Genomic DNA, 16,538 nt, shown 5'->3' with positions numbered 1-16,538 from the left:
AGGGAAGTGTGGAGTTTGACCGCGCAATTGGCAGACCATCTGACACAGCAGCCGTACCTGTCCCGGCGGCAGAACTGGGTCAATCAACTGGAGCGGCACGCGCTGATGCAGCCGGAGGCGACGGCGCTGCGGTTCCTGGGCAAGACCCTGACGTGGGGCGAACTGCGCGGCCGGGTGGCCGCGCTGGCCGACGCGCTGAGCCGCCGGGGTGTCGGCTTCGGCGACCGGGTCATGATCCTGATGCTCAACCGCACCGAGTTCGTCGAGTCGGTGCTGGCCATCAACATGCTCGGTGCCATCGCCGTGCCGCTGAACTTCCGCCTGACCGCGGCCGAAATCGCTTTCCTGGTCGAGGATTGCGAAGCGCGCGTGATCATCACCGAATCGGTGCTCGCCCCGGTGGCCACCGGCGTGCGCGACATCGAGTCGCTGCTCGGCACCATCGTGGTTGCGGGCGGCGCGACCGACGACAACGTGCTGGGTTACGAAGACCTCGTCAACGAGACCGGGGAGTCGCACCAACCCGTCGACATCCCGAACGACTCGCCGGCGCTGATCATGTACACCTCGGGCACCACCGGCCGCCCCAAGGGCGCCGTGCTCACCCACACCAACCTGACCGGCCAGACGATGACCGGGTTGTACACCAACGGCGCCGACATCAACAGCGATGTCGGGTTCATCGGGGTGCCCTTCTTCCACATCGCCGGCATCGGCAACATGCTGACCGGGGTGCTGCTCGGCATCCCCACGGTCATCTACCCGCTCGGCGCGTTCGAGCCCGGGCAACTCCTCGACGTGCTTGCCGCAGAAAAGGTCACCGGGATTTTTCTGGTCCCCGCGCAGTGGCAGGCGGTCTGCGCCGAGCAAAAGGCGCGCCCGCGCGACCTGAAACTGCGGGTGATCTCGTGGGGCGCCGCGCCGGCGCCCGACGCCCTGCTGCGCGAGATGTCGGCGACGTTCCCCGGCGCCCAGATCCTGGCCGCGTTCGGCCAGACGGAGATGTCGCCGGTCACCTGCATGCTGCTCGGCGAGGACGCCATCCGTAAGCGCGGCTCGGTGGGCAAGGTGATCCCGACGGTGGCCGCCCGGGTCGTCGACGAGAACATGAACGACGTGCCCATCGGCGAGGTCGGTGAAATCGTTTATCGCGCACCAACTTTGATGAGCGGCTACTGGAACAACCCGGAGGCGACGGCGGAGGCGTTCGCCGGCGGCTGGTTCCACTCCGGCGACCTGGTCCGGATGGACGCCGACGGCTACGTGTGGGTGGTCGACCGCAAGAAGGACATGATCATCTCCGGCGGCGAGAACATCTACTGCGCCGAGGTGGAGAACGTCCTGGCCAGCCACCCCGCCATCGTCGAAGTCGCCGTCATCGGCCGCGCCCACGACAAATGGGGCGAGGTGCCGATCGCGGTCGCCGCGGTGGCGGGGGACAGGCTAGGGCTCGACGAGCTGGACGAGTTCCTGACCGAGCGGCTCGCGCGCTACAAGCACCCGAAGGCCCTCGAGATCGTCGACGCGCTACCGCGCAACCCAGCCGGCAAGGTGCTCAAAACTGAGCTACGGATCCGTTACGGAGCCGCAAAAATCGACTAAATCCATTCTAGGGCAAGAGGTTTTAGGACCAGAGAGGAAATGTGGCAGGAGCTGTAACGTTTGCCAGTCGTTGGCGAAGGGTTAATTGTGCAGATGCGGTTCACACGTGCTTGGCCATCGGGTACATTCCTGTGGTCTCCGTTACTACTTGCCAGTAGGGAGCCGATGGTCACAGACGTTGAGTCGGGGCGAGGAGGGGGCGTGCTATATGTTCCGCCGCGGCGTCGGACGGCGCGCGGTGACGGCCAGAGGGGGCAGCGGTGACTTCGACGTCGACTAGTCGACGGGGCCCCTACTTGGTCGGCTATGTGCGCGATCAACTGCAAACCCCGCTGGAGCTTGTCGGCGGGTTCTTCCGGATGTGCGTGCTCACCGGGAAAGCCCTGTTCCGCTGGCCCTTCCAGTGGCGCGAATTCATCCTGCAGTGCTGGTTCATCATGCGGGTGGCGTTCTTGCCGACCATCATGGTCTCGATCCCGCTGACCGTGCTGCTGATCTTCACCCTCAACGTCTTGCTGGCGCAGTTCGGCGCCGCCGACCTGTCCGGTGCCGGCGCGGCCATCGGCGCGGTCACCCAGCTCGGCCCGCTGACCACGGTGCTGGTGGTCGCCGGCGCCGGCTCGACCGCGATCTGCGCCGACCTGGGCGCGCGCACCATCCGCGAAGAGATCGACGCCATGGAGGTGCTCGGCATCGATCCGATCCACCGGCTGGTGGTGCCCCGGGTGATCGCCGCGACCCTGGTCGCCACCCTGCTCAACGGCCTGGTGATCACCGTCGGCCTGGTCGGCGGCTATCTGTTCGGCGTCTATCTGCAGAACGTGTCGGGCGGCGCGTACCTGGCCACCCTGACCACCATCACCGGCCTGCCGGAGGTCGTCATCGCGACGGTCAAGGCCGCGGTCTTCGGCCTGATCGCCGGACTGGTCGGCTGCTTCCGCGGGCTTACGGTGCGCGGCGGATCCAAGGGCCTGGGCACCGCCGTCAACGAGACCGTCGTGCTCTGCGTCGTCGCGCTCTACGCGGTCAACGTCGTGCTGACCACGATCGGCGTGCGATTCGGGACGGGGCACTGACATGTCAACGACCACCGTCTTTCGCTCCCGCTTCCCGCGGGCGGCAGAGAATCTCAACCGCTACGGCCTCGCCGCGGCGCGCGGGCTCGACGACATCGGCCAGATGGCGTGGTTCGGTGGGGTCGCCCTGGCGCACATCCCGCACGCGCTGCGCAACTACCGCAAGGAAACCCTGCGGCTGATCGCCCAGATCGGCATGGGCACCGGCGCGATGGCCGTCATCGGCGGCACCGTCGCCATCGTCGGCTTCGTGACCTTGTCCGGTAGCTCCCTGGTCGCGATCCAGGGGTTCGCCTCGTTGGGCAACATCGGCGTCGAGGCGTTCACCGGGTTCTTCGCCGCGCTGATCAACGTGCGCATCGCCGCGCCCGTCGTCACCGGCATCGCCATGGCGGCCACGGTCGGCGCCGGCGCGACGGCCGAGCTGGGCGCGATGCGCATCAGCGAGGAGATCGACGCGCTGGAAGTGATGGGCATCAAGTCGATTTCGTTCCTGGCGACCACCCGGATCATGGCCGGGCTGGTGGTGATCATCCCGCTCTACGCGCTGGCGATGATCATGTCGTTCCTGTCGCCGCAGATCACCACGACCGTGCTCTACGGACAATCCAACGGCACCTACGAGCACTACTTCCGGACGTTCCTGCGCCCCGACGACGTCTTCTGGTCGTTCTTGGAAGCCATCATCATCACCGCGGTCGTCATGATCACCCACTGCTTCTACGGCTACAACGCCGGCGGCGGGCCGGTCGGCGTGGGTGAGGCCGTCGGCCGATCGATGCGCTTCTCGCTGGTGTCGGTGCAGGTTGTCGTGTTGGCCGCCGCGTTGGCGCTCTATGGCGTCAACCCCAACTTCGCGCTCACGGTGTAACCGCCATGTCAGCGCCGATCCAGACCAACGCCCAGCGGACCCCGCCCTACAAGTGGGTCGGGTTGGCGGCGCTGGTGATCGCAGCGCTGGTCCTCGGGTTCGTCTACGGGCAGTTCCGCGGCGACTTCACCCCCAAGACCAACCTGACGATGCTGGCCGCCCGGGCCGGCCTGGTGATGGATCCGGGGTCGAAGGTCACCTACAACGGGGTGGAGATCGGCCGGGTCGGCAGCATCGCGGAGACCGTGCGCGACGGGAAGCCGGCGGCGAAGTTCACCCTGGAGGTCTATCCGCGGTACCTCAAGCTGATCCCGTCGAATGTGAATGCCGATATCAAGGCGACGACGGTCTTCGGGGGCAAGTACGTGTCGCTGACGACCCCGGCCAACCCGTCGCCGCAGAAGATCTCGTCGCACACCGTGCTCGACGCGCGTTCGGTGACCACCGAGATCAACACGCTGTTTCAGACGATCACCTCGATCGCGCAGAAGGTCGATCCGGTCAAGCTGAATTTGACGTTGAGCGCGGCGGCGCAGTCATTGGCCGGGCTGGGGGACAAGTTCGGCCAGTCGGTGGTGAACGCCAACGCGCTGCTCGACGATGTGAACCCGCGGATGCCGCAGGCGCGCAAGGATATTCAGCAGTTGGCGGCGTTGGGGGACACGTATGCGGACGCGTCGCCGGATCTGTTCGACTTCTTGAACAACGCGGTCGTCACCTCGCGCACATTCAACGCGCAGCAAAAGGATTTGGATCAGGCGTTGTTGTCGGCGGCCGGGTTCGGCAACACCGGGGCGGACCTGTTCACCAAGGGCGGACCGTACCTCGCCCGCGGCGCCGCCGATCTGGTGCCGACGGCCCAGCTGCTCGACACCTACAGCCCCGAGCTGTTCTGCACGCTTCGCAACTACCACGACATCGAGCCCAAGGCCGCCTCGTTCCTGGGCGGCAACGGCTACTCGCTCAACAGCCACACCCAGGCGCTGTCCGGGCTGGGGCTGATCGCCAACCCGCTCTCGTTGGTCGCCGTCGCCGCGCTGACGCTGGGACTCGGCGCCACGGCCGGTTTGGTCGGCGGCGCACCCAACCCCTACGTCTGGCCCGAGAACCTGCCGCGCGTGAACGCCCGCGGCGGCCCCGGCGGCGCCCCCGGTTGCTGGCAGCCGCTCACTCACGATCTGTGGCCCGCACCGGAGCTGGTCATGGACTCCGGCAACAGCCTCGCGCCGTACAACCACCTGGACACCGGATCGCCGTACGCGATCGAGTACGTCTGGGGCCGCCAGGTAGGGGATAACACGATCAACCCATGAAAATCTCCGGAACCATTACCAGGCTCAGCATCTTCTCGGTGGTGCTGTTGATCTTCACCGCGATGATCTTCGTGGTGTTCGGTCAGATGCGCTTCGACCGCACCAGCGGGTATTCGGCGGAGTTCGCCAACGTCAGCGGCCTGCGCGCGGGCCAGTTCGTCCGCGCCTCGGGCGTCGAGGTCGGCAAGGTCGACAAGGTGGAGCTGGTCGACGGCGGCAAGCGCGCCCGGGTGAAATTCAACGTCGACCGCTCCATCCCGCTGTACCAGTCGACGACCGCCCAGATCCGCTACCTCGACCTGATCGGGAACCGCTACCTGGAGATCAAGCGCGGTCAGGGCGAGGGCGCGGACAAGGTCCTGCCGCCCGGCGGGTTCATCCCCCTGTCGCGGACCACGCCGGCGCTCGACCTCGACGCCCTGATCGGCGGTTTCAAACCGCTGTTCCGGGCGCTCGACCCGCACAAGGTCAACACCATCGCGACCGCGCTGGTCACCGTGTTCCAGGGCCAGGGCGGCACCATCAACGACATCCTCGACCAAACCGCGCAGCTGACCAGCCAGCTCGGGGAGCGCGACCAGGCGATCGGCGACGTCATCAAGAACCTGAACATCGTCTTGGACACGACGGTCCGGCACCGGCAACAGTTCGACCAGACCGTCGACAAGCTTGAGGTGTTGATCACCGGCCTCAAGAACCACGGCGACCAGCTGGCGGGCGGGACCGCGCACATCAGCAACGCCGCCGGCACCGTCGCCGACCTGCTCGCCGAGGACCGTGGCCTGCTGCACAAGACCCTGAACTACCTCGACGCCGTCCAGCAGCCGCTGATCGACCAGCAAGACCAACTGCAGGACTACCTGAAGAAGGTGCCGGGCGCGTTGAACATGATCGGACGCGCCATCGGCTCCTACGGGGACTTCGTGAACTTCTACGCCTGCGACATCACCCTCAAGATCAACGGTCTGCAGGCCGGCGGCCCGGTCCGCACGGTCCGGTTGTTCCAGCAGCCGACGGGTAGGTGCACGCCGCAATGAGAACACTGGAACCCCCCAACAGGGTCCGCATCGGGCTGATGGGCATCGTCGTGACGGTGCTGGTGATCGGCGTCGGCCAAAGCTTCACCAGCGTCCCGATGCTGTTCGCCCGGCCCAGCTACTACGGCCAGTTCACCGACTCCGGCGGCATCAACACCGGCGACAAAGTCCGCATCGCCGGCCTGGACGTCGGCAAGGTGGAGGGCCTCAAGATCGACGGCGACCACATCCGGCTGAAGTTCTCCGTCGGCACCAACACCATCGGCACCGAGAGCCGGCTGGCGATCAAGACCGACACCATCCTGGGCAAGAAGATCCTCGACGTCGAGACCCGCGGAAACCAGTCGTTGCGCCCCGGCCAGTCCCTGCCGCTGGGCCAAAGCACCACGCCGTATCAGATCTACGACGCCTTCTTCGACGTCACCAAGGCCGCCCAGGGCTGGGACATCGACACCGTCAAGCAGTCGCTGCACGTGCTGTCGGAAACCATCGACCAGACCTACCCGCACCTGAGCCCGGCGCTCGACGGCGTGGCCAAGTTCTCCGAGACGATCGGCAAGCGCGACGAGCAGGTCAAGCATCTGCTCGCCCAGGCCAACCAGGTGGCCGGCGTCCTGGGTGATCGCAGCGACCAGGTCGACCGCGCGTTGGTCAACGCGAAAACCCTGCTGGCCGCCTTCAACGAGCGCGGCCGCGCCATCAACGCCCTGCTGGCCAACGTCGCGGCGTTCTCCGAACAGGTCAAGGGCCTGATCAACGACAACCCGAACCTGAACCACGTGCTCGAGCAGCTGCGCACGGTCAGCGACATCCTGGTGCAGCGCAAGGACGACCTGGCCAACGGGCTCACCGAGGTCGGTAAGTTCCTGCCGTCCCTGAACGAGGCCATCGCGTCGGGACCGTTCTTCAAGGTCGTCCTGCACAACCTGGCCCTATACCAGATTTCCCAGCCGTGGGTCGATGCGGCGTTCAAGAAGCGCGGCATCGATCCGGAGGACTTCTGGCGCAGCGCGGGTCTGCCGGCATACCGGTTCCCCGACCCCAACGGCACCCGGTTCCCCAACGGCGCGCCGCCGCCGGCGCCCCCGGTGCTCGAGGGCACGCCCGATCACCCGGGCCCGGCCGTCCCACCGGGATCGCCGTGCTCGTACACGCCGGCGGCCGACGGGCTGCCGCGGCCCGACAACCCGCTGCCCTGTGCGGGTGCGGTGTCCGGGCCGTTCGGTGGGCCGGGCTTCCCGGCTCCGGTCGACGTGATGACGTCGCCGCCGAACCCCGCCGGTCTGCCACCCACGCCGGGCATCAATATCGCGGGACGGCCGGGCGACCCGCCGCCGGACGTGCCGGGAACGCCCGTCCCGTTGCCGACGCAGGCGCCCCCGGGTGCGCGCACCGAGAACCTCGCGCCGGCCGGACCGGTGCCGCCGCCGTCGACGTTCGCGCCGGGACTGCCGCCGGGTCCGCCGGCACCGCCCGGGCCGGGCAACCAGTTGCCGGCACCGTTCATCAACCCCGGCGGAGCCGGAGGCAGTGGCGCAGCGGGGGGAGGTAGCCAGAATTGAGCACCATCTTTGACATCCGCAACATTCGGCTCCCGAAGCTGTCCCGGGCGTCCATCATCATCGGGTCCCTGGTGATCGTGCTCGCCCTCGTCGTCGGCTACGTCGGCTGGCGGCTGTACGAGAAGCTCACCAACAACACCGTGGTCGCCTACTTCCCGGCGGCCAACGCCCTGTACCCCGGGGACAAGGTCCAGATCATGGGCCTGCGGGTCGGCGCGATCGACAAGATCGAGCCCACCGGCGACAAGATGAAGGTCACGTTCCACTACGAGAACAAGTACCGGGTGCCGGCCAACGCGTCCGCGGTGATCCTCAACCCCACCCTGGTGGCCTCGCGCGCCATCCAGCTGGAGCCGCCGTACAAGGGTGGCCCGGTGCTGGCCGACAACGCGGTCATCCCCGAAGAGCGCACCCAGGTCCCGGTCGAATGGGACCAGCTGCGCAACAGCATCACCAACATCATCTCGAAACTGGGACCCACCCCCGAGCAGCCCAAGGGCCCGTTCGGTGAGGTCATCGAGTCGTTCGCCAACGGGCTGGCCGGCAAGGGCAAGCAGTTCAACACCACGCTGAGCAACCTGTCGCAGGCGTTGACCGCCCTGAACGAGGGCCGCGGCGACTTCTTCGCGGTGGTGCGCAGCCTGGCGCTGTTCGTCAACGCGCTGCATCAAGACGACGCGCAGTTCGTCGCCCTCAACCAGAACCTGGCCGATTTCACCACCCGGCTCGCGCACAACGACACCGACCTGTCCAACGCGATCCAGCAGTTCGACAGCCTGCTCACCGAAGTGCGCCCGTGGCTCGACAAGAACGCCGGGGTGCTGACCTACGACGTCAACAACCTGGCGACCGTGACGAACACGCTGCTGCAACCGGACCCGCTGAACGGTTTGGAGACCGCGCTGCACGTGCTGCCGACGGCCGCGGCGAACATCAACCAGATCTATCACCCGTCGCACGGATCGGTGGTCGCCATCCCGTCGATCACCAACTTCGCGAACCCGATGCAGTTCATCTGCAGCGCGATCCAGGCCGGCAGCCGGCTGGGTTATCAGGAGTCGGCCGAACTGTGCGCGCAATATCTGGCGCCGATCCTCGACGCGATCAAGTTCAACTACCCGCCCTTCGGCCTGAACCTGTTCAGCACGGCCGAGACGCTGCCCAAGCAGGTGGCCTACTCCGAGCCGCGGCTGCAGCCGCCCAACGGATACAAGGACACGACCGTCCCGGGCATCTGGGTGCCGGACACCCCGACCTCGCACCGCAACACCCAGCCCGGCTGGATCGTCGCCCCGGGCATGCAGGGCCAGCAGGTCGGGCCCATCACCGCGGGCCTGATGACCCCGGAGTCGCTGGAAGAGCTGATGGGTGGCCCCAACATCGAACCCGTCCAATCGAACCTGCAGACCCCGCCGGGTCCGCCGAACGCCTACGACGAAAATCCGATCGCGCCAGTGATCGGCCAAAACCCGCCGCAGGTTCCGATACCGCCGCCACCTCCCGGGCCGGGCGTCGCCCCGGGTCCCGTGGCGCCGACACCGGCACCGGTGGCCGCCCCCGCACCGAACGCGGGCGGCCCGGCGTCGCCGGCTGACTTCGGAGGTGGCCAGTGAGGGCTGCGACGAACCGTCTGCCGGCGATTGGGCAGCGGATCCGCCACCGGGGATGGCAGGCCCTGGTGCTGCTGGTGGCCGCGATGGTGCTGAGCTCGTGCGGCTGGAAGGGCATCTCCAACGTCTCGATTCCGGGCGGCCCCGGCAGCGGGGCGGGATCGATGACCATCTATGTGCAGGTGCCCGACACCCTGGCGATCAACGGCAACAGCAAGGTGATGGTGGCCGACGTGTTCGTCGGCTCGATCAAGGCCATCAACCTGAAGAACTGGGTGGCCACCCTGACGCTGGGCCTGGACAAGCACACCAAGCTGCCCAAGAACGCCACCGCCAAGATCGGCCAGACCTCTCTGCTGGGTTCGCAGCACGTCGAGCTCGCCTCACCGCCGAACCCGTCGCCCGAACTGCTCAAGGACGGCGACACCATCCCGCTGAAGAACTCGTCGTCGTATCCCACCACCGAGCAGACGCTGGCCAGCCTGTCGCTGATCCTGCGCGGCGGCGGCATCCCCAACCTGGAGGTGCTGCAGAACGAGATCTACAACATCTTCAACGGCCGCGGCGAGGCGATCCGGGCCCTGCTCGGCAAGCTGGACACCTTCACCACCCAGCTCAACGCGCAGCGCGACGACATCACCCACGCCATCGACTCCACCAACCGGCTGCTGACCTACGTCGGCGGGCGGGCGGACGTCCTGGACCGGGTGCTCACCGACATCCCGCCGCTGATCAAGCACTTCTCCGACACCCAGAACCTGCTGATCAACGCCGTCGATTCGGTGGGACGGCTCAGCCAGGCCGCCGACCAGTACCTGTCGGAGGCGCGGGGGCCGCTGCACACCGACCTGCAGGCGCTGCAATGCCCGCTCAAGGAGCTGGGCAAGGCCTCGCCGTACCTGATCGGCGCGCTGAAGCTGATCCTCACCCAGCCGTTCGACATCGACACGGTGCCGAAGATCTTTCGCGGCGACTACATCAACATCTCGCTGACGCTGGATCTGACCTACAGCGCCGTCGACAACGCGTTCCTGACCGGGACCGGATTGTCGGGAGCCCTGCGGGCGCTCGAGCAGTCGTTCGGGCGTGACCCCGAGACGATGATCCCCGACGTGCGTTACACGCCGAACCCGAACGACGCGCCGGGCGGACCTCTGGTGGAAAGGGGGGACAGGAATTGCTGACTCCCTTCATCCGACGCCAGCTGATCGCCTTCGGGATCCTGACCGTCATCTCGCTGCTCGTGCTCGGGGTGTACTACCTGCAGATCCCGAGCCTGATGGGCATCGGCCGCTACACGCTCAAGGCCGACCTGCCCGCGTCGGGCGGGCTGTATCCGACGGCCAATGTCACCTATCGCGGCATCACCATCGGCAAGGTCACCGACGTCGAGCCGACCGAGCACGGCGCCCAGGCGACCATGAGCATCGACAGCCACTACAAGATCCCGATCGACGCGACCGCCAACGTGCACTCGGTCTCGGCCGTCGGTGAGCAATACCTGGACCTCACCTCGACCGGAAACCCCGGCAAGTACCTGTCGTCGGGGCAGACCATCACCAAGGGCACGGTGCCCGCCGAGATCGGGCCGGCGCTGGACACGGCGAACCGCGGCCTGTCGGTGCTGCCCAAGGAGAAGATCGGGCAACTGCTCGACGAGACCGCGCAATCCGTCGGCGGGCTGGGGCCCGCCCTGCAGCGCTTGGTCGACTCCACCCAGGCGATCGTCGGCGACTTCAAGACCCAGATCACCGACGTCAACGACATCATCGAGAACTCCGGCCCGGTGCTGGACAGCCAGGTCAAATCGCGCGACAACATCGAGCGCTGGGCACGCAACCTGAACAGGTTGGGCGCCCAGTCCGCGCAGCAGGACCAGCACCTGAAAAGCCTGCTGCGCCAGGCCGCGCCGACGGCCGATCAGGTCAACGAGGTCTTCAGCGGCGTGCGGGATTCGCTGCCGCAGACGCTGGCCAATCTCGAGGTCGTCATCGACCTGCTCAAGCGCTACCACACCGGCGTCGAGCAGGTCCTGGTGTTCCTTCCGCAGGGCGCGTCGATCGCCCAGACCGTGGCCGCGCCGTTCCCGAACATGGCCGCGCTCGACCTGGCGCTGTCGATCAACCAGCCGCCGCCGTGCCTGACCGGCTTCATCCCGGCCTCGGAGTGGCGGTCCCCGGCGGACACCAGCATCCAGCCGCTGCCGACGGGCACCTACTGCAAGATCCCGATGGAGACCCCGGCCAACAGCGTGCGCGGGTCGCGCAACATCCCCTGCACCGACATCCCGGGCAAACGGGCGGCGACCCCGCGCGAATGCCGCGACCCCAAACCGTACGTCCCGGCGGGCACCAACCCCTGGTACGGCGACCCCAACCAGACCCTGACCTGCCCGGCGCCGTCCGCGCGCTGTGACCAGCCCGTCAAGCCCGGCATGGTGATCCCGGCGCCCTCGATCAACAACGGGCTGAACCCCGCGCCCTCGGACCGGGTGGCGGGAACGCCCCCGCCGACCAGCGATCCATTGTCGCGGCCGGGGTCGGGTACGGTGCAGTGCAACGGCCAGCAACCCAACCCCTGTGTCTACACCCCCGGTGGGCCTCCCACGGCGGTCTACAGTCCCCAAAGCGGTGAACTGGTGGGGCCAGACGGGGTTAAATACTCCGTCGAGAACTCGAGCCGAACAGGAGACGATGGATGGAAGGAGATGCTGGCACCAGCCGGCTGAACCCCATCGACACGGACGACGATTCGTTGAGCCCCGAAGACAAGGACGAGGATTCGACGGCACCCGAGAGCGGAGCCGAGCAAGCCGATCCGCAGGGTGACACCGAGGATCCGGTGGAATCCGGGGAACCCAGTGCGCCCGGTGCGGCCGTGCCGCGCGGCCCGTCTCGGGTGGGGCGTGGGTGGCTGGCCGCCATCGCCGTGGTGCTGGTGCTGTGCGCCGGTGCGATCGGTGCGGGGGGTTACCTTGCGCTGCGTTATCACCACGACAGCCAGGTGATCGCCCGCAACGATGCCACCGCGCTCAAGGCGGCGGTGGAATGCGTCACGGCGACGCAGGCGCCGGACACCAACGCGATGACCGCGGCTGAGCAGAAGATCATCGACTGTGGCACAGACGCTTTCCGCACGCAGGCGCTGCTGTACACCACCATGCTCATCCAGGCGTACCAGGCCGCGAACATCCACGTCCAGGTGTCGGATGTGCGCGCGGCGGTCGAGCGCAACAACCCCGACGGTTCGATCGACATCCTCGTCGCGCTTCGCGTCAAGGTGGCCAGCGATCAGAATCAGAACGAGGCCGGCTACCGCCTGCGGGTGAAGATGGCCTTCGCCGAGGGGCAATACAAGATCTCCAAACTCGACCAGGTGACGAAGTGACGGTGGTGGTCGAACAGACTGCACCCACGGACGTCCCCGAGCCACCGCGGGAAGCCTTGGCGCCCTGGCATTCTCGCGTCGGCGCCTTCGCTGTCGACGTGCTGCCCGGCGTGGCGGCTGTGGCGACGCTGGTGTTGGTGTCGTTCACGGTGCCGGCGCGCGGCGTGTGGTGGTGGACATGCGTTTCCGTGCTCGCGGCCGTCGTGTTGCTGGTGCTGGTCAACCGTCTCCTGCTGCCGACCATCACCGGGTGGAGCCTGGGCCGCGCGGTGGCCGGCATCGCCGTGACGCGTCGCGGCGGTGCGGCCCCGGGTCCGTGGACGCTGCTGCTTCGTGACGTCGCCCACCTGCTCGACACCGCATCGGTGGTGGGATGGCTGTGGCCGCTGTGGGATTCGCGCCGCCGCACGTTCGCCGACATGGTGGCCCGCACCGAGGTGCGCCGCCTGCACCCGGACCGGACGCCGCCCGACATCCGGCGCTGGGCCGCGGCCGCGGTGTTGGGCGCGACGGTGGTATGCCTGGGCGGTGCCGCGACGAGCTACGGCGTGGTGTACGCCCAGGAGCGGGCGAGCGATCAAACCCGCGCCCAGATCGCCACGCAGGGGCCAAAAATCGTGGCCCAGATGCTGACCTATGACCCCAAGTCGCTGCAGGACGACTTCACCCGGGCGCAGTCGCTGGCCACCGACAAATACCGCGGCCAGCTGGCGGCCCAGCAGGACCTGGTGCGCAAGGGCACCCCGGTCATCAACGAGTACTGGGTGACCAACAGTTCGATCGAATCGGCCGCCGCGAACCGCGCGACGATGCTGCTGTTCATGCAGGGTCGGCGCGGCGCGGCACCCGAGGTGCGCTACATCAGCGCAACCGTGCGGGTGAGCTTCGCCAAGGATGGCGGAAACGCTTGGCGCGTCGACGATCTCACCGTGCTGTCCAAGCCGAAACCGCCCGGGAACGGCAAATGAGCCCGCGCCGCAAGTTCGCGCCGGGTGAGCGTCCCTTGCTGGTCGAGCGCCCGGTGCCGCCCCAGCGAGGATGGTTGGTGCCGCTGGCCAGCACGGTCGCGGCGGTGCTGATGGTGGCGGCGATCGGTGTCTGCGCGCTGGTGTGGGTTTCGCACGAATCCCGGGTGCGCGCCGCGTCCCGGGACCGCGAGGTGCTCACCTACGTGACCGGCTTCATGACCCAGTTCACCTCCATCGATCCGTTTCACGCCAACGACTACGTGAACCGGGTACTCGCCCAGGCGACCGGCGATTTCGCCAAGCAGTACGAGAAGAACGCCAACGAGATCCTGCTCCAGGTCGCCCGGGCCGAACCGGCCACGGGCAGCGTGCTCGGTGCCGGCCTGGAGCGATGGAATGACGATGGCAGCGCCAATGTCATGGTGGCCACGGCCATCACCACGAAATCACCGGATGAGAAACAGGTATTGGAAAATGCCAATCGTTGGGCGGCAACCGCGACGCAGGAAGGTAACCAGTGGAAGATCAGCAACCTGCAGCAGGTGATCTGACTGCCGCGCAGGCCCCGGAGGCCCCCGACGACGAGGCGACCGAGGCGACCGTTGCGGCACCGGAGGACGCCGACGCCGAGGCCACCGAGGCCACCGAGGCCACCGACGAAGCCGCCGAGGCCACCGACACCCCGCCGGCCACCAAGCGCAAGCGACGGCTGGCGGGCAAGGCGTGGGCGATCGTCGCGCTGGTCACCGCCGTGCTGTTCGTCGGCTCCGCCGGATTCGCCGGCGCGATGGTGCAGCCGTACCTGGCCGACCGGGCCGTCGCCGAAACGAAACTCAACGTCGCGCGGACCGCGGCCAACGCGATCACCACCCTGTGGACCTACACCCCGGAAAACATGGACACCCTCGCCGACCGCGCATCCGCTTATCTCAGTGGTGATTTCGCGGCGCAGTACCGCAAATTCGTCGACGCCATCGTGGCGCCGAACAAGCAGGCCAAGATCACCAACCACACCGACGTCACCGGCGCGGCGGTCGAATCGCTCGATGACAGCAACGCCGTGGTGATCATCTACACCAACACGACGTCCACCAGCCCGCTGACCAAGAACGTGCCGTCGTTGAAATACCTGTCCTACCGGCTGTTCATGAAGCGATCGAAGAGCCACTGGCTGGTGACCAGGATGACGACGATCACCTCGCTGGATCTCACACCGAAAACGTAACGCTGCACCGGGCCGCACCGAAATAGACTGCACCCCATGGCGGTTACCTCACCGGTATCACCACGATCGACAGTGGCGGCGCTGCTGTTGCTGACGTTTGCGACGGGATTGGCCGACTCGATCAGTATCCTGGTGCTCGGCCACGTGTTCGTCGCCAACATGACCGGCAACGTGATCTTCCTCGGTTTCTGGCTGGCGCCGAGGACCAGCATCGACCTGACCGCCGTCGTGGTCGCCCTGCCGACGTTCGTGTGCACCACCGTGCTCAGCGGGCGGCTGGTCCGGCATTTCGGTGAACGGACGCGGACGTGGATCACCACGGTGCTGGCCACCGAAATCGTCCTGCTGGTGGCGTTGTCGATCCTGGCCGGCACGGGAGTGCTGCGCTACCAACGCAATTCGACGCTCATCATGATCGGCATCCTCGCCGTGACGTTCGGGTTGCAACACTCGAGCGCGCGCCAGTTCGGCATCCAGGAACTCTCCACCACCGTGCTGACGTCGACGATCGTCAGCCTCGGCCTGGACAGCCGGCTGGCCGGCGGTACGGGCGAGCGCCAACGGCTGCGCATCGGCGTCGTCGCCACCATGTGCGCCGGAGCGTTCGTCGGCGCGACGATGTCGAGGTTCACGGTTGCTCCGGTGTTCGTGCTGGCAGCGGCGGTGATCGCGGCGAGCCTGCTGATCTTCAGATTCGGTCCCGCTGCAACGAAAAACGCTGCGGCGGTAGCTAGTTGAAGGCCATCCAGCTCGGCAGCGCCCGCTCGTGGGAGTCGCAGAGCACCTGTCGGGTGTCGCACGATCCCCTCGGTGAGCCGGCGCCGGCCCACATGCCGCCGGTGTCACGGCGCAGCACGATCGCCGAGGAGCCGCCGCCGTCGAGCAGCACCGCGTTGTCGCTGCCCAGCCCGCGGAACAGGTCCTGCATGTTGTCCGGGGTGTAGCTGCCGCCCTCGAAGATGTACATCTCGTCCTTTTGCCTCGCGTAGGCCAGCGCCGTTCGCGCCGCGCTGGGCCCGCCGTCGTTCAGCTGTCCGGTGTTGCCGGGCGCCAACAGCCCGATTCCCGACACCGCCACGAACCTCTCGTTCTTGCTGAGCAGGTCCTGGACGACGGGGGTGGCGGCGTCGTAGTCCTTTTTCGTCCTGGGCCACACCACGTACGGCGCGCCGCCGGACGGCAGGATCATCGTCGTCAGCGCGCTCCAGTTCTCGCCGCCGCCGGACAGACCCTGCTTGCCGGGATAGGCGAGTGTGCCGGTGACGGCCTGGTTGGCGCGGCCCCGGCCATTGGTGTTGTCCACGAAGGCGCCCAACGGTGAACTGCAGCCGGTCTGGCGCCACGAGCCGGCCTTTTGCCCGCGCACGTCGAAGAAGTTGGCGTTGATCGCGATCGTCGGCTGGCCCATGCGTTGCCATGCCTGCAGCGGGGTGTAGAGCTCCGAGGCCTGCCACAGGCCCTCGCCGGTGCGGGCGCCCGGATTGTTTTCGCAGCGGGCCTGGTCGCCCTGGTGCGTGTCGACGAGCAGATGCGGTGAGAGCCGCCCGGCCGCGTTCTTGATGATCATCAGATGGCCGCCGTTGTTCATCTCATACCAGCTGCCGCCCGCGTTGAGCATCGGCGCGGGGTGACCGGCGCCGAAGTTGTAGACCAGGTAGGAACCGCGGGTGCTGCCGATCGCGTTGGCGAGCAGATCGCGGCCGTCAGCGGCTCGCGCCAGCGGCTGCCCGGAGGTGACCGCCAGCGTGAAGCAGGCGACGAGGGCGGTGCAGCACGCCGCCAGCCGGCGGAAGCTGGCGCGTCGGGTCAGCACGATAGCCCTTTCGGCCATGATCTGGATGCAACAGAGACATCATCAGCCTCATAAGTCACACTGTCAACAAAGAT

At 67.3% G+C, this 16,538-nt stretch carries 15 protein-coding genes; 14 read left to right on the top strand and 1 reads right to left on the bottom strand.

Going from position 1 to position 16,538, the window contains the following annotated elements:
- Nucleotides 1-15: 15 nt before the first annotated feature.
- The 14 genes from fadD5 to AC0KTM_RS23680 all read left to right on the top strand — a co-directional run bounded on the left by fadD5 (nucleotide 16) and on the right by AC0KTM_RS23680 (nucleotide 15,389).
- Entirely contained in the window at nucleotides 16-1,602 is a 1,587-nt protein-coding gene (fadD5, locus tag AC0KTM_RS23745; RefSeq protein WP_472416849.1) for a fatty-acid--CoA ligase FadD5, read from the top strand.
- A gap of 260 nt (nucleotides 1,603-1,862) precedes the next feature.
- Entirely contained in the window at nucleotides 1,863-2,678 is an 816-nt protein-coding gene (locus AC0KTM_RS23740; protein WP_225327200.1) for an MlaE family ABC transporter permease, read from the top strand.
- Between the two features lies 1 nt (nucleotide 2,679).
- Nucleotides 2,680-3,549, top strand: coding sequence for an MlaE family ABC transporter permease (locus AC0KTM_RS23735; RefSeq protein ID WP_064938742.1), 870 nt, complete (start codon nucleotides 2,680-2,682; stop codon nucleotides 3,547-3,549).
- A 5-nt stretch (nucleotides 3,550-3,554) separates the two neighbouring features.
- Nucleotides 3,555-4,862: an MCE family protein gene (locus AC0KTM_RS23730; RefSeq protein WP_225327199.1), complete on the top strand. Its 1,308-nt coding sequence runs from the start codon at nucleotides 3,555-3,557 to the stop codon at nucleotides 4,860-4,862.
- Complete coding sequence (locus tag AC0KTM_RS23725; RefSeq protein ID WP_225327198.1) at nucleotides 4,859-5,899, top strand: virulence factor Mce family protein; 1,041 nt, start codon at nucleotides 4,859-4,861, stop codon at nucleotides 5,897-5,899. The genes AC0KTM_RS23730 and AC0KTM_RS23725 overlap by 4 nt, the downstream gene beginning before the upstream one ends.
- Nucleotides 5,896-7,461: a virulence factor Mce family protein gene (locus AC0KTM_RS23720; RefSeq protein WP_225327197.1), complete on the top strand. Its 1,566-nt coding sequence runs from the start codon at nucleotides 5,896-5,898 to the stop codon at nucleotides 7,459-7,461. Before AC0KTM_RS23725 ends, AC0KTM_RS23720 begins: the two co-directional genes overlap by 4 nt.
- The gene (locus AC0KTM_RS23715) at nucleotides 7,458-9,074 is read left to right on the top strand and encodes a virulence factor Mce family protein (protein WP_225327196.1); all 1,617 of its coding nucleotides are present in this window, start codon (nucleotides 7,458-7,460) and stop codon (nucleotides 9,072-9,074) included. Before AC0KTM_RS23720 ends, AC0KTM_RS23715 begins: the two co-directional genes overlap by 4 nt.
- A gap of 17 nt (nucleotides 9,075-9,091) precedes the next feature.
- Nucleotides 9,092-10,255, top strand: coding sequence for a virulence factor Mce family protein (locus AC0KTM_RS23710; RefSeq protein WP_472417545.1), 1,164 nt, complete (start codon nucleotides 9,092-9,094; stop codon nucleotides 10,253-10,255).
- Nucleotides 10,249-11,799: a virulence factor Mce family protein gene (locus tag AC0KTM_RS23705; RefSeq protein ID WP_225327195.1), complete on the top strand. Its 1,551-nt coding sequence runs from the start codon at nucleotides 10,249-10,251 to the stop codon at nucleotides 11,797-11,799. The genes AC0KTM_RS23710 and AC0KTM_RS23705 overlap by 7 nt, the downstream gene beginning before the upstream one ends.
- Nucleotides 11,769-12,458: an Mce protein gene (locus AC0KTM_RS23700; protein WP_225327194.1), complete on the top strand. Its 690-nt coding sequence runs from the start codon at nucleotides 11,769-11,771 to the stop codon at nucleotides 12,456-12,458. Before AC0KTM_RS23705 ends, AC0KTM_RS23700 begins: the two co-directional genes overlap by 31 nt.
- The gene (locus AC0KTM_RS23695) at nucleotides 12,455-13,426 is read left to right on the top strand and encodes an RDD family protein (RefSeq protein ID WP_225327193.1); all 972 of its coding nucleotides are present in this window, start codon (nucleotides 12,455-12,457) and stop codon (nucleotides 13,424-13,426) included. The genes AC0KTM_RS23700 and AC0KTM_RS23695 overlap by 4 nt, the downstream gene beginning before the upstream one ends.
- A complete protein-coding gene (locus tag AC0KTM_RS23690) occupies nucleotides 13,423-13,977 on the top strand; it encodes a mammalian cell entry protein (protein ID WP_225327192.1) in 555 nt (184 codons plus the stop codon). The genes AC0KTM_RS23695 and AC0KTM_RS23690 overlap by 4 nt, the downstream gene beginning before the upstream one ends.
- Nucleotides 13,944-14,651: a mammalian cell entry protein gene (locus AC0KTM_RS23685; protein WP_225327191.1), complete on the top strand. Its 708-nt coding sequence runs from the start codon at nucleotides 13,944-13,946 to the stop codon at nucleotides 14,649-14,651. Before AC0KTM_RS23690 ends, AC0KTM_RS23685 begins: the two co-directional genes overlap by 34 nt.
- Nucleotides 14,652-14,723: 72 nt before the next feature.
- Nucleotides 14,724-15,389 carry a YoaK family protein gene (locus AC0KTM_RS23680; RefSeq protein ID WP_225327306.1) on the top strand — a complete coding sequence of 222 codons (666 nt, stop codon included), beginning with the start codon at nucleotides 14,724-14,726 and terminating at the stop codon, nucleotides 15,387-15,389.
- Here the strand turns inward: AC0KTM_RS23680 and AC0KTM_RS23675 are convergent.
- Entirely contained in the window at nucleotides 15,382-16,491 is a 1,110-nt protein-coding gene (locus tag AC0KTM_RS23675) for a phosphodiester glycosidase family protein (protein ID WP_225327305.1), read from the bottom strand. The two genes, AC0KTM_RS23680 and AC0KTM_RS23675, sit on opposite strands and share 8 nt — an antisense overlap.
- Nucleotides 16,492-16,538: the final 47 nt, after the last annotated feature.

The organism is Mycobacterium sp. NTMscope_Eco_3 (genome assembly GCF_976985685.1).
The sequence above is the reverse complement of the archived record's forward strand: the minus strand, read 5'-3'. Positions and strand labels throughout refer to the sequence as shown.

What these genes read in the sequence shown, in the direction of transcription:
- AC0KTM_RS23690 (WP_225327192.1), top strand. Translation starts at nt 13,423, where the DNA reads ATGAGCCCGCGCCGCAAGTTCGCGCCGGGTGAGCGTCCCTTGCTGGTC.
- AC0KTM_RS23720 (WP_225327197.1), top strand. Translation starts at nt 5,896, where the DNA reads ATGAGAACACTGGAACCCCCCAACAGGGTCCGCATCGGGCTGATGGGC.
- AC0KTM_RS23730 (WP_225327199.1), top strand. Translation starts at nt 3,555, where the DNA reads ATGTCAGCGCCGATCCAGACCAACGCCCAGCGGACCCCGCCCTACAAG.
- AC0KTM_RS23735 (WP_064938742.1), top strand. Translation starts at nt 2,680, where the DNA reads ATGTCAACGACCACCGTCTTTCGCTCCCGCTTCCCGCGGGCGGCAGAG.
- AC0KTM_RS23725 (WP_225327198.1), top strand. Translation starts at nt 4,859, where the DNA reads ATGAAAATCTCCGGAACCATTACCAGGCTCAGCATCTTCTCGGTGGTG.
- AC0KTM_RS23700 (WP_225327194.1), top strand. Translation starts at nt 11,769, where the DNA reads ATGGAAGGAGATGCTGGCACCAGCCGGCTGAACCCCATCGACACGGAC.